At 26.6% G+C, this 12059-nt stretch carries 15 protein-coding genes; 6 read left to right on the forward strand and 9 right to left on the reverse strand.

Annotation, left to right across the window (positions count from 1 at the left end):
- Positions 1-353: 353 nt before the first annotated feature.
- The 8 genes from AVBRAN9331_RS06485 to argF form a co-directional block, all read right to left on the reverse strand.
- Positions 354-830 carry a GNAT family N-acetyltransferase gene (locus AVBRAN9331_RS06485; RefSeq protein WP_214117797.1) on the reverse strand — a complete coding sequence of 159 codons (477 nt, stop codon included), beginning with the start codon at positions 828-830 and terminating at the stop codon, positions 354-356.
- A 43-nt stretch (positions 831-873) separates the two neighbouring features.
- Positions 874-1230 carry a 50S ribosomal protein L19 gene (rplS, locus tag AVBRAN9331_RS06490; protein WP_214117796.1) on the reverse strand — a complete coding sequence of 119 codons (357 nt, stop codon included), beginning with the start codon at positions 1228-1230 and terminating at the stop codon, positions 874-876.
- Positions 1220-1936: a tRNA (guanosine(37)-N1)-methyltransferase TrmD gene (gene trmD, locus AVBRAN9331_RS06495; protein ID WP_214119529.1), complete on the reverse strand. Its 717-nt coding sequence runs from the start codon at positions 1934-1936 to the stop codon at positions 1220-1222. Before trmD ends, rplS begins: the two co-directional genes overlap by 11 nt.
- A complete protein-coding gene (gene rimM, locus AVBRAN9331_RS06500; RefSeq protein WP_442862296.1) occupies positions 1936-2454 on the reverse strand; it encodes a ribosome maturation factor RimM in 519 nt (172 codons plus the stop codon). The genes trmD and rimM overlap by 1 nt, the downstream gene beginning before the upstream one ends.
- Positions 2447-2692: a KH domain-containing protein gene (locus AVBRAN9331_RS06505; RefSeq protein ID WP_214117793.1), complete on the reverse strand. Its 246-nt coding sequence runs from the start codon at positions 2690-2692 to the stop codon at positions 2447-2449. The genes rimM and AVBRAN9331_RS06505 overlap by 8 nt, the downstream gene beginning before the upstream one ends.
- Positions 2692-2916: a 30S ribosomal protein S16 gene (gene rpsP / locus AVBRAN9331_RS06510; RefSeq protein WP_214117792.1), complete on the reverse strand. Its 225-nt coding sequence runs from the start codon at positions 2914-2916 to the stop codon at positions 2692-2694. Before rpsP ends, AVBRAN9331_RS06505 begins: the two co-directional genes overlap by 1 nt.
- 92 nt (positions 2917-3008) lie before the next feature.
- Positions 3009-4340 (reverse strand): signal recognition particle protein, encoded by a 1332-nt coding sequence (locus tag AVBRAN9331_RS06515; protein WP_214117791.1) that lies wholly within the window; start codon positions 4338-4340, stop codon positions 3009-3011.
- Positions 4341-4414: 74 nt separating this feature from the next.
- Positions 4415-5350, reverse strand: a complete 936-nt coding sequence (argF, locus tag AVBRAN9331_RS06520) for an ornithine carbamoyltransferase (RefSeq protein WP_336606751.1) — start codon at positions 5348-5350, stop codon at positions 4415-4417.
- Between the two features lie 222 nt (positions 5351-5572).
- Here argF and AVBRAN9331_RS06525 point away from each other — a divergent pair, with 222 nt between their 5' ends.
- Positions 5573-6280: a substrate-binding periplasmic protein gene (locus AVBRAN9331_RS06525; protein WP_214117789.1), complete on the forward strand. Its 708-nt coding sequence runs from the start codon at positions 5573-5575 to the stop codon at positions 6278-6280.
- Positions 6281-6294: 14 nt separating this feature from the next.
- Here AVBRAN9331_RS06525 and AVBRAN9331_RS06530 read toward each other — a convergent pair whose 3' ends face one another.
- Positions 6295-7857, reverse strand: a complete 1563-nt coding sequence (locus tag AVBRAN9331_RS06530) for an amidohydrolase (protein ID WP_336606750.1) — start codon at positions 7855-7857, stop codon at positions 6295-6297.
- Between the two features lie 233 nt (positions 7858-8090).
- On the opposite strand from AVBRAN9331_RS06530, the gene AVBRAN9331_RS06535 reads away from it, so the two are divergent.
- The 5 genes from AVBRAN9331_RS06535 (at position 8091) to AVBRAN9331_RS06555 (ending at position 11790) form a co-directional block, all read left to right on the forward strand.
- Positions 8091-8798 carry a transporter substrate-binding domain-containing protein gene (locus AVBRAN9331_RS06535; RefSeq protein ID WP_336612652.1) on the forward strand — a complete coding sequence of 236 codons (708 nt, stop codon included), beginning with the start codon at positions 8091-8093 and terminating at the stop codon, positions 8796-8798.
- A gap of 70 nt (positions 8799-8868) precedes the next feature.
- Positions 8869-10014, forward strand: a complete 1146-nt coding sequence (locus tag AVBRAN9331_RS06540) for an MFS transporter (RefSeq protein WP_336612653.1) — start codon at positions 8869-8871, stop codon at positions 10012-10014.
- 59 nt (positions 10015-10073) lie between these two features.
- Positions 10074-10268 carry a 50S ribosomal protein L35 gene (gene rpmI / locus AVBRAN9331_RS06545; protein WP_214117785.1) on the forward strand — a complete coding sequence of 65 codons (195 nt, stop codon included), beginning with the start codon at positions 10074-10076 and terminating at the stop codon, positions 10266-10268.
- Between the two features lie 80 nt (positions 10269-10348).
- Entirely contained in the window at positions 10349-10702 is a 354-nt protein-coding gene (gene rplT, locus AVBRAN9331_RS06550) for a 50S ribosomal protein L20 (protein ID WP_214117784.1), read from the forward strand.
- Positions 10703-11154: 452 nt separating this feature from the next.
- A complete protein-coding gene (locus tag AVBRAN9331_RS06555; protein ID WP_214117783.1) occupies positions 11155-11790 on the forward strand; it encodes a tetratricopeptide repeat protein in 636 nt (211 codons plus the stop codon).
- The last annotated feature ends 269 nt before the right edge of the window (positions 11791-12059 follow it).

A 12059-nucleotide genomic window follows, 5' to 3' on the forward strand; every position in this document is an offset into this window, starting at 1 on the left:
TTATTTAATTATTTTTTATTTTATTGTAAATTAGTTATAACGCTTTATAAGGTGGTTATAAATATGGTTGGTTTGATTATTAATTGTTTTGGAATTTGAAAAATAAATGTATTTATGAGTATTTTTAGTTTTATTAAACGCTTATAATATTTATAGGTAATAAAAGCTTATAATACTAAAAGTAATTTAGCTAGAATTGTTTAAAAATCTAAAACTAAACAATAATTAGTGATTTTAAAAGTTATTAAATTATTGATTTAGCTAAGGTATTAATTTAAGAATTTTAAATGTATGATTTAATTTCTTATTATTTATATTTTAAGTGATTTTTATACATAGTTAAGATAACTTATTTATTTATTGTTTAAAAGGTTGTTTATATCTGATTTTTCAAGTCTATGTAGTAGCCATTCATCTTTTGTATTAGCTCCTATTTTTTTATAAACTTCAAGACTTGGATAGTTGTCTTTAAGACAAACCCAATCAATTCTTTCGTAATCATTTTGATTGGCTATTTTAGCTAGCTCTTTTATAAGTGCTTTTCCTATTCCTTTATTTCTGTATTCAACATCAACGAATAAATCTTCTAAGTAAATTCCACATTTTCCTAAAAATGTAGAGAAATTATTAAAATACAAAGCAAATCCAACAGGCTTTAAATCATAATAAGCTATTAAAACATAAGCTTTTTGTTTTATAAATAAGTTTTCTTTTAAAAGTTCTTTAGTAGCTACAACGCTACTTGATAAGTTTTCATAATCAGCTAATTTTTTAATAAATTCTAAGATTAAATCTAAATCTTTTTCTGAAGCTTTTTGTATTGTAATCATTCTATAAACGAAATTCTATAAACGGAGAAAAATCTCCGTAATATTAGCGTTTAAGTTCTTTAATTCTTGCAGCTTTACCACGTAATCTGCGTAGATAGAATAGTCTTGAGCGTCTTACTTTACCATGGCGAACTACCGTAATACTTTCTAGACTATCAGAATAAATTGGGAATATTCTTTCTACTCCAACACCATTTGCACCAATTTTGCGAACCATAAAAGTTTCACCTGTGCCTTGACCACGACGAGCTATACAAATACCTTCAAAATTTTGAACCCTTGACTTATCACCTTCTTTAATATGAATAGCAAGTTTTAATGTATCGCCAGCTCTAAAATCAGGAATATTTTTTCCTTCAATTTGTTTAGCTTCAAACTGCTCAATATATTTATTTCTCATAGTTTTTCCTTAAATTATTGTGCTTAGCAAGTAAATCCGGGCGGTGGAATTTGGTCTTGCAAAACGATAGATGATTTTTTAAAAGGCTAATATTAGCGTGATTACCCTTAACAAAACTTGAAATTGAATAAAATTTCTTAAAAATATTATTTTTTTTATATTCAAATATAAAAGGTTTAGTAAAAGATGGAGCTTCTAATAAATAATTTTCAAAACTTTCTTCTACTAAGCTTTCTTGTTTTATTACTCCATTTATATTTCTAGCAATTGCATCGCACATACAAAGAGCTCCTAATTCCCCGCCCGTTAGGACAAAATCACCTATGCTAAAAACCTCATTAGCATAATTTTCATACACTCTTTCATCAATACCTTCATATCTTCCGCATACAAAAGTAATTTCACTTTTTAAAGCAAGTCTTTTAGCATCAATTTGTTTAAAAGGTTTTCCTGTAGGGCTTAAAAATATAATATGAGAATTTTTATAATTTTCTAAACAATCAAATAAAGGTTGGCAAGCCATAAGCATACCTGCTCCGCCGCTGATTTTCGTATCATCTACTTTATTATGTTTGTTTGTAGAATAATTTCTAGGATTGTCAAAATGTAGTTTTATAAGCTCTTTTTCTCTTGCAATTTTTAAAATGCTTTCATTAAAATAGTTTTCAATTAGATTTGGAAATAAACTTATAAAATTAAATTTCATTACGAATTTTCTAAAATACTTTTAGAATTATTTACCTTGATAATATCGCTTATTGAGACTATAAAATTATTATGAAAAGGTATGTAAAAACTCTTAGCTAAGCCTAAATTTGCTAATTCATCGCTAGTTTTTATCTCTAATAAATCATTAGCTCCTGTTTCTAAAATATCAACAACGCTACCTAAAAACTCATCATCTTGATATACTTTTAACCCAATAATATCAAAATAAAAATATTCATCTTTTTTAAGCTTAATATTTTTTCTAGTATTTTCAATATTAGAGTAAAGCTCCATATTTACAAGTTCTTTAGCCTTATTTACATCTTCATATCCTACAAATTGCACTAAAGAATTTGAAAAATCAAAAGATTTAATTATGAATTTTTTACCATTCTTATCAAAAAATTCAGCTTTAGGTTTAAATTGTTCGTAAAAATCACTTTTATTATGAAATTTTAAAAAACCAAGTAATCCGTGAGTTTTACCAATTTTAGCAACATAAACTAGATTATTCATCAAAAGTTTTTACCGTGATTTTATAATTTAATTTTTGAGTATTTTTGTGATTAACTGCTATTGTTTTAATTGCGGTTATGATTTTTCCTGATTTTCCAATAAGTCTTCCGGCATCTATTTTAGTAGCCATAATAACAATATCTATTAGGTTATTTTCTTTTTCTTCTACAAAAATTTCTAGCCGCTCAGGATTTGCGGCTATTGTTTTTGCATATGTAAAAATAAATTCTTTTACCATTATTTTGTAATTCTTGCTACACGATCGCTTAATTTAGCGCCTACGCTTTTCCAGTAAGCTAGTCTTTCAGCATCAAATTTGATTGTTTCAGGCTCGCTCATAGGATTGTAATATCCTATACTCTCAATCCAACCGCCATCTCTTCTTTTTCTGCTATCTGTTACTACGATACGATAAAAAGGACGCTTTTTTCTACCCATTCTTGTTAGTCTTACAACTGTCATTATTTTCTCCTTGATTGATTTAAAGATTTTTTATAAACAAAAATTGTCTATAAAAAAGCTTTAAATAAGTTTAAAGCTTTAAAAATTTTTAATTATTTTGGAAAATTTCCTTGATTTAGCATAGAACCTAACCCTTTCATACCACCTTTTGAAAGTTTTTTAGCGATTTTTGACGCATTTTCAAATTGTTTTAAAAATCTATTAACTTCCATTTGAGATAGACCTGCACCTTTTGCAATTCTTGCTTTTCTAGCATTGTTTAATAGGCTTGGAGTTTCTCTTTCTTTTGGCGTCATTGAGCTAATCATTGCCTTTATATGTATCATTTCTTTAGAACTTTCTAAATCTATATCTTTTACTTTATTAGCAATGCCACCAAGACCTGGTATCATTCCAACTAATGAACCTAAATTCCCTAATTTTTTTACACTTTCAAGTTGGTTTATAAAATCATTGAAATTAAATTCACCTTTTTTGATTTTTTTGCTTAAGATTTTTGCTTCTTTTTCATCAAAAACTGCTGAAGTTTTTTCCATTAAAGTTGCTAAATCGCCTTCTCCCATAATACGACCAACAATTCTTTCTGGAACAAAACTCTCAAAATCTCCTACCTTTTCGCCAATACCTACGAATTTTAAAGGTAGATTTAATAATTTTGCTATACCTAAAGCAACCCCACCTTTAGTATCTGCATCAAATTTACTTAAAATAACACCACTAATGCCTATTTTTTCATTAAATGTTTCTGCAGTTTTTACACCTTCTTGACCACTCATAGCATCAGCTACATAAAAACTCTCATAAGGATTTATTATATCTTTTACACGAGCTAATTCATTCATTAAAGGCTCATCAATTGCTAAACGACCTGCAGTATCCACTAATAATACATCATATAAGCCATCTTTAGCTTTATTAAGAGCATTTTTCGCTACTTCGCAAGGGTCTTTGCTATCCATTGAAAATAAATCAATTTCATTAGCTTCACATAATTGTCTTAATTGCTCTACCGCAGCAAGTCTTTGTAAATCACACGCTGCTACTAGAACTTTTTTCTTTCTAAGTTTTAAATAATTTGCTAATTTTATCGTGCTAGTTGTCTTTCCACCACCTTGTAAGCCTATCATCATTACAGATGTTAAACCACTTGGAGAAAATCTAAATTCGCTTATTTTATTTTCTGGTGTTAGTATGTTTGTAAGGTTATTTTTAATTGCATCTAAAAAATGCTTTTGACCGATTCCTTTTGCTTTTACTTCATTTTCTACATTAACTAATAATTCTTTCGTTACCTTAAAATGAACATCAGCCTTTAATAAAGACTTTTTAAGAGTTTCCATAGCGTTTTTTAACGCTTTTTCATCATCTATTGTTTTTAATTTATTTACCGCTTGCTTAAAAGAATCACTAATCAACTCAAACATTAAAAATATCCTTTAATTTAAATTTTAAAAAAGGGGTAATTATAACCCCAAATGCTTTATATTTGTTTAATAAATTATATATCTATATCACAAATAGTAGCAATCATAACAGCTTTTATAGTGTGCATTCTATTTTCTGCTTGATTAAAAATTATATCAGCATTATTTTCAAATACATTTTCTGTAATTTCATTACCTTTTACTGCAGGTAAGCAGTGCATTATTATTGTATTTTTTCCAGTTTTTAAAAGCAATTCATCATTTACTTGATAAGGTTTTAAAATATTTATTCTATCTTTTGCTTTTTCTTCTTCTCCCATAGAGCACCAAACATCAGTATATATAATATCAGCACCCTTAATATCTTCAATATTATCGCTGATTTTTATACTTGAGTTATTCGCAAAACTTTTGCAAAGATTTATTAATTTATTATCAGGATGAAGTTCTTTAGGGCTAATATTTATATAATTTAATCCTAATTTAGCACAGCCTATCATAAGAGAATTTGCCATATTGTTTCTACCATCTCCAATATATGCAAAATTAAGCCCTTCTAGTTTGTTAAAATGCTCGTAAATAGTTAGCATATCGGCTAGAATTTGAGTTGGATGAAATTCGTTTGTCAAACCATTCCAAACAGGAACATCACTATATTTTGCTAAGGTTTCTAAATCACTTTGATTAAAGCCGCGAAACTCAATGCCATCAAACATTCTGCTTAATACCCTAGCGGTATCTTGTATGCTTTCTTTTTTGCCTAATTGTATATCGTTAGCACCTAAATATTCAGGATAAGCTTTTTCATCGTTACAAGCTACTACAAATGCACATCTTGTTCTAGTTGATGGTTTTTCAAATATTAAAGCTATGTTTTTTCCTTGCAAATGATTGCCTGTTATACCTTGCTTTTTCTTTTCTTTTAGCTCTTTTGCAAATTTAATAAGTGCTAGGATTTCATCTTTACTAAAATCTTTTAAAGTTAGAAAATCTCTGTTTGTTAGTTTCATTTTTTCTCCTTTTGTTACTAATTTATACAATTTTAAAATATTTTTGAAGAATTTATTTTAATTTATTGTAAAAAAAGTTATTATAAAGCAATTTTTTTAAGGAGGACAAATGGAAAAATTACAAATAAATAAATTAAATCTGCGTTAAAACTTATCACTTCTTTTATTCTATTTTTTTTATTTTTTACATTTTTTATTTTTATTAATTTTTAGGAGATTATTATGAAACAAATTTTTATAGCTACATTGCTAGCTTTAGGGCTTTTCGCACAAGAGATTTATAAGGTTGGCACAGGATATGATTATCCACCATTTGATTATATAGAAAATGGTGAAATTGTAGGATTTGAGATTGATTTAGTAAGAGCAGTAGCAAAGGAGTTAGATATTCAGGTTGAGCCTGTTACAATGCCATTTGATGGGCTTATTGCGGCTTTAAAAGTGGGTAAAATTGATATTATTTCAGCAGGTATGAGTTACACTTCACAAAGAGCTAAAAATGCTGAATTTACAAAAAGCATATTTGATAGCAAAAATTATTATTTGAAGTTAAAAGGAAATGATAAAATAAATTCTTTAGATGATTTATCAAATGGTGCAATAATTGGGGCAAAAATAGGCACTCTTCAAGCTGACGAAATAACTAATTTAAAAGGTGTTAAGCCGTATTTAAACGAAGAATATATAGTGCTTATTAATTCTACTTTAAATGGTAAAATTGATGGTTTTGTAATGGAAGAGCCAGTCGCTAAAAGTTATATGAAAAAGTATCCAAATTTAGAAGTTTTTGCTACTTCTAGTATTGAAGGAATGAGCCTAGCTTTTAAAAAGGGTAATACAAAATTAAGAGATGATTTTGATAAAACTATTGAGAAATTTAAGCAAGATGGAACTTATTTAAAATTATTAGAAAAATATAATTTAAACTAATCCTTGAAAAAGGATTAGTAAATTCTTTCGCCTTTTAGCCAAGTTTGATGAACTTTTATATCTTTTATTTTTGTTTTATCAATACTAAAAATATCATTATCTAAGACAATAAAATCAGCGCTTTTACCATCTTCAATAGTTGTGCAATTTTTTAGCATTAGGATATTTTGTGAGTTTTTAGTTAGCATTAAAATTGCATCTTCAACTGATATTTCTTCATTTTTATTATAGTTTTTGCCGTTAGGATTAGTTCTTACAACAGCTGCATTAATACTTACAAATAAATTAAAAGGCTCGTGATGAATTGTAGCTGGTGCATCACTTGAAATGCTTAAATCTAAATGTTCTTTTAATGTGTTTAAAGCACAAATTGAATTAAATCTATCATCTTCTAACGCATCTTCATAGCTTGTATATTCAGCGTATTGAAATATTGGTTGTGTGCTTATAGCAATTTTTACTTTTAACTTTTTTATTTTTTCAATATGTTTTAAATTTAGCATAGAAGCATGCTCAAATCTAACGCTAGGATAATCTTTTAACCAATTTTCATAGCTTGTAAGATTATCAATTACTATATCTATAGCTTTATCTCCCATTAGATGAAAACTTATTTGGCAATTATTATTTTTGGCAAAATCAATGGCTTCTTTAATTTCATTAATATTACATACTAAATCCCCATAATTGTCGCTATTTTTATAAGGTTTATGAGTAAATGCAGTTTGTGATGAAATAGTGCCATCTACAAAGAATTTAATTCCATTAGTTTTAATATCTTCTAAGCTTTTAAATAAGCCAAATTCTTTAGCGTCTTTATAAACTTGATATAAACTAACTCTTTGTTTTAAACCCATATTTTTTGCTAATTTATATAATTCATAAGCTTTTAAAGGTTTAGAATAACACATCATATCGCTAATATTTACTATTCCTAAACTTGCATAAATTTCGCCTAATTTTACTAATTTTTTTGCTTCATCTTCTAAGCTTTCTTTTTCCATTGCATTGCGAATTAACATAGATGCACCTAAATCATACATAATACCATTAGGAGTGCCATCTTCAAATCTGCCTATTTTTCCACCTTTAGGCTCTTTTGTGTCTTTTGTAATATTTGCTAGCTCTAATGCTTTAGAATTGCAAACGCAAGAATGACAGCAACTTCTTAATATAAAAATTGGTTGTGTTGAGCTTATCAAATCTAAATCTTTTATAGTAGGAGCTCTTTTTTCATCTAGTTTTGATTCATCATAACACCAACCTTTAATCCATTTATTTTCCTTACCATAATTTGGTGAAGTTTTTAAAAATTCTATTAATTGTGGAATATTTGTCACATAAGGTTTAGTGCAAGCTAGACTATCTATTATTTGTGATACATATGTTGGATGCGTGTGAGTATCGCTTAATGCAGGAATAACGCAGGCATTTTTTAAATCTATGATTTTATTGCAATCATTTCTATTTACATTATTGATTTCACAAAATTTAGAGTTTTTTATACTAAATTCGCTTATAAAATCATTTTCGTTTTTACCTGTAAAAACTTTAGCATTAACAAAACCTATTTTCATAATCTATTCCTTTATGTTACATAATGTTACATTTTTTATATTTAATTTAAAATTACATATATTATAATTAACATATTTTACTTTTTTGATTATTATAAGTCATATTTTTAAGGAGGACAAATGGAAAAATTACAAATAAATAAATTAAATCTGCGTTAAAACTTATCACTTCTTTTATTCTATTTTTTTTATTTTTTACATTTTTTATTTTTATTAATTTTTAGGAGATTATTATGAAACAAATTTTTATAGCTACATTGCTAGCTTTAGGGCTTTTCGCACAAGAGATTTATAAAGTTGGTCTATCGCCTGATTTCCCACCATTTGAGTATATGGAAAATGATGAAATTGTGGGGTTTGAGATTGATTTAGTAAGAGAAATTGCTAAGGAGTTAAATATAAAAATTGAGATTATTCCAATGTCTTTTGATGGTTTAATTCTAGCGTTAAAATCAAAAAAGATTGATATTATTGCATCAGGTATGAGTTACACACCTAAAAGAGCTAAAAATGTTGAGTTTTCAAATCCAATAATAGAAAGTGAAAACCACTATATCAAATTAAAAAGTAATAAAAAGCTAAATTCTTTAAAAGACCTTGAAAAAGGAGCTATTTTAGGCGCACAAATAGGAACTTTGCAAGCTGATGAAATATCTAATATTAAAGGCGTAGTTCCGTTTTTAAATTCTGAATACATTCCACTTGTATTATCTACTTTAAATGGCAAAATTGATGGTTTTGTATTAGAAGCTGCCGTTGCTAAGAGTTATACTAAAAATTATGATGATTTTGAAGTATTCGCAAAAACTCCAATATCTGGAACTTGCATAGCTTTTCAAAAAGGTAATACTAAATTAAGAGATGATTTTAATAAAGTAATTAACAAATTTAAAAACGATGGAACTTATTTAAAATTGTTACAAAAATATAATTTAGACTAAATATTTATGCCTAATATTTAGGCATAAATTGAATTTTTTAGATATATTAAAGTCTTAATAAAGGAAAAATATGAAAAAAAGTTATTTTTTAATAAGTATTTTATGTGTAATTTTTATATCTTTAAATCTTAGAGCACCAATTACTGCAATAGGTCCTATAGTTGATAATATTATGAGTTATTATGATTTAAATTCTACGCAAATTGGGATTTTAAGTGCTTTGCCGCTTTTTTGTTTTTTTATTTTTTCTTTAATCGCTCCGATTTTACCAAATACAAAAGCTATGCTTTATGCGATTATTTTAATAATGTTTGGACTATTTGCTAGGGCGTTTTTTAATACTTTTTTCTTATTTTTTGGGACGATTTTAATAGGTTTAGGTATTGCGATTTTGAATGTTTTAATGCCTAGTTTTGTTAAAAATCACTTTAAAAATATTGGAAAAATTATGGCACTTTATGGAATGTTTTTAAGCATTTCTAGCTTAATAGGAGTTTTTGGGCATTATTTGATTGATTATATTGGACTTAGTGGAGCTTTATTTTGTTGGATTATATTTGCTATTATTGCGTTTTTTTGCTATCTGCCATTTATTAAAAATCATAGGCTTAATAGATATTCTAAAACTCAAAATTTCAATGATTTTTTAAGTATTTTTAAAAACAAAAACGCTTGGATAATCACTGCTTTTATGGGGCTTCAAAGTTGTGTTTTTTATACGATAATTACTTGGTATCCTAGCATATTAGCTATTAGTATGAATAAAGATTATGCGACTAATATTGTTATATTATTTCAATTTTGTTCTATGTTTTCAGCTTATTTTATACCTAATAAAATGGCTCAGATTGAAAATAAAGCAATGCTTTTAACTTTAGTTTGTATTAGCAATATTCTTGCTTTTTTTATATGTTTATTAAGTTCAAATATCTATATTTTAATAATTTCAGCTTTATTATTTTCTATTCCTGTTGGTGGAATTTTTGGCGTTGCATTGATAATGATTGCTATTAAATCAAAAGATACAAAAACTACAATATACTTAAGTTCAATGTCTCAAAGTATAGGGTATTTAATAGCTACTATTGGGCCAATAATTTTTGGATATTTTAAAGATATTACAAATAGTTTTAATACTTCAATTATTTTTATGATAATTATTAGTTTTTTGTTGCTAATTTTTTCTTTACTTTCAAATAAAATAAGCTATATATAAACTTTATTGTGATAAAATCGGCTCTTCTTTTTTAGAAAATTCAACAAAAAGGAAAGCTTATGCCAAAAATGAAGAGCGTAAAAAGTGCTTCTAAGCGCTTTAGAGTAGGCAAAAATAAAATTAAGCGTGGTTCAGCTTATAGAAGCCACATTTTAACTAAAAAGCCTGCAAAAAGAATGCGTGATTTAAGAACAGCAAAATTTGTTCATGCTACAAATGAAAGCCGTGTTCTTAAAATGCTTTGTATGAAATAAGAGTTTTTGATTTTTAATCATTCGTTACCCCCGTTTAGGGAAAGATTTGCTTTAAGCAAACGCCATTAAAAGGAGAAATTATGGCAAGAGTAAAAACAGGCGTAGTAAGACGCAGAAGACATAAAAGATTATTAAAGTTAGCTAAAGGTTTTTATAGCGGTCGTAGAAAACACTTTAGAAAAGCTAAAGAACAATTAGAAAGAAGCTTGGTATATGCTTACCGCGATAGACGCCGAAAAAAAAGAGATTTCCGTCGTTTATGGATTATTAGAATTAATGCAGCTTGCCGCTTAAATGATTTAAGCTATTCAAGATTTATGAATGGTCTTAAAAAAGCTGGTATTGAACTAGATAGAAAAGTTCTAGCTGATATGGCTATGAATGACGCAGCAGCTTTTGCTAAAGTTGCAGCAGCAGCTAAAAAAGCATTATGATTTCTTTCCTAGCTAAGATTAGCTAGGAATTTCTTTCTTTAACATTTAAATATTTTCCCTAGTAATTTTTATTTTTTTAATATTATTTTAAGAAGGGGGGGGGTATAATCTTTTTTCTTAATTCTCCTGAAGTTAATATTCTAGGAATAAGAGCTTCTAAAAAACTCAAAATCACATCTAAAATAGATGAATTAGAAATATATGAGATTAAACTAAATAAAGGAAATTGCAAACTTCATTATGTTTTATCAAAATCAAATCCTAAAAAATTAAAATACGGACAATCATTTTCACCTATACATTTTTGCGAGAATTTAAAACAAGCAGAAATTAAAACCAATGAAGGTGATTTTACTTATTCTTTTTAAGCTATAGATTTTCTATAGCTTAAAAATAAATATTACTATTTAAAAATATTTCGCTAAAATTACTACCTTAAAAAAGGAGTTAGTATGAAAAAATTATTAATTTTATTATTTAGTGTTTGTATTTATGCCGTTGAGTGTGTGAGTTTAGAAGAATGCTTAAAAAATGCTAATTATTATCAGTTTGATAAAAATGATGAAGCAAACGCAGCTTTATATTATAAAGTTTCTTGCGAAGAATATGAAGATTATTTATCTTGTAAGGCTTTAAGTGATATTTATAAATATTCTGACAAATTGGAAAATAAAAAATTAAATAAAAAATACAAAAATTTAGCAATAAAATTGGTTAAACAATCTTGCAAAGATGATGATAATGCAAACGCTTGCTATGATTTTGCAAATTTTTGTGAAGTAAAATATACTCAATGTGATGATTTTGAAAAATTATATGAAAGAGCATTTAATTTATACGAAAAACAATGTAATAATAATGATTATTCATCTTGCTATTTTTTAGCAAATATGTATTTAAATGGAGTTAGCACTGATATTGATGAAGAAAAAGCTTTAGAATTATACAAATACGCTTGCAATAATAATGATAACAAAAGCTGCTATGAAGTATCTCAACTTTATGAAAATAAATCTCTTGAGTATTTAAGAAAATCTTGCGAATTAGAATTTAAATACGCTTGTGAAAAGTTAGATAATATAAAATAATTTTAAAAAGTTCTTATTTTTAAGAACTTTTTATTATTTGATATATTTTTAAAAACGAGTAGTTATAAAAGCATATAAATTACAACTATTTAAAATAATTTAATATTTTTATTATTGTTTTGTCATAATAATCACATTTACTTCAAAGGAATTTTATGAATATAGAAAAACACCAAAATATGATTAATTTTATTTGGAATATCGCAGATTGTCTAAGATATTTTAAATTAAAATTAGTTTTGTTTTTAATGTGAGAAAGTTTATGGAAA

This window comes from Campylobacter sp. RM9331 (genome assembly GCF_020137685.1).
In the GTDB taxonomy this organism is placed as follows: domain Bacteria; phylum Campylobacterota; class Campylobacteria; order Campylobacterales; family Campylobacteraceae; genus Campylobacter_E.

Excerpts from the sequence above, each read along its gene's own strand:
- AVBRAN9331_RS06540 (WP_336612653.1), top strand. The coding sequence starts at position 8,869 with ATGAAAAAAAGTTATTTTTTAATAAGTATTTTATGTGTAATTTTTATA.
- rpsP (WP_214117792.1), bottom strand. The coding sequence starts at position 2,916 with ATGACAGTTGTAAGACTAACAAGAATGGGTAGAAAAAAGCGTCCTTTT.
- argF (WP_336606751.1), bottom strand. The coding sequence starts at position 5,350 with ATGAAACTAACAAACAGAGATTTTCTAACTTTAAAAGATTTTAGTAAA.
- AVBRAN9331_RS06505 (WP_214117793.1), bottom strand. The coding sequence starts at position 2,692 with ATGGTAAAAGAATTTATTTTTACATATGCAAAAACAATAGCCGCAAAT.
- AVBRAN9331_RS06555 (WP_214117783.1), top strand. The coding sequence starts at position 11,155 with ATGAAAAAATTATTAATTTTATTATTTAGTGTTTGTATTTATGCCGTT.
- AVBRAN9331_RS06535 (WP_336612652.1), top strand. The coding sequence starts at position 8,091 with ATGAAACAAATTTTTATAGCTACATTGCTAGCTTTAGGGCTTTTCGCA.
- rimM (WP_442862296.1), bottom strand. The coding sequence starts at position 2,454 with ATGAATAATCTAGTTTATGTTGCTAAAATTGGTAAAACTCACGGATTA.
- AVBRAN9331_RS06485 (WP_214117797.1), bottom strand. The coding sequence starts at position 830 with ATGATTACAATACAAAAAGCTTCAGAAAAAGATTTAGATTTAATCTTA.
- trmD (WP_214119529.1), bottom strand. The coding sequence starts at position 1,936 with ATGAAATTTAATTTTATAAGTTTATTTCCAAATCTAATTGAAAACTAT.
- rplT (WP_214117784.1), top strand. The coding sequence starts at position 10,349 with ATGGCAAGAGTAAAAACAGGCGTAGTAAGACGCAGAAGACATAAAAGA.
- rplS (WP_214117796.1), bottom strand. The coding sequence starts at position 1,230 with ATGAGAAATAAATATATTGAGCAGTTTGAAGCTAAACAAATTGAAGGA.
- rpmI (WP_214117785.1), top strand. The coding sequence starts at position 10,074 with ATGCCAAAAATGAAGAGCGTAAAAAGTGCTTCTAAGCGCTTTAGAGTA.
- AVBRAN9331_RS06530 (WP_336606750.1), bottom strand. The coding sequence starts at position 7,857 with ATGAAAATAGGTTTTGTTAATGCTAAAGTTTTTACAGGTAAAAACGAA.
- AVBRAN9331_RS06525 (WP_214117789.1), top strand. The coding sequence starts at position 5,573 with ATGAAACAAATTTTTATAGCTACATTGCTAGCTTTAGGGCTTTTCGCA.
- AVBRAN9331_RS06515 (WP_214117791.1), bottom strand. The coding sequence starts at position 4,340 with ATGTTTGAGTTGATTAGTGATTCTTTTAAGCAAGCGGTAAATAAATTA.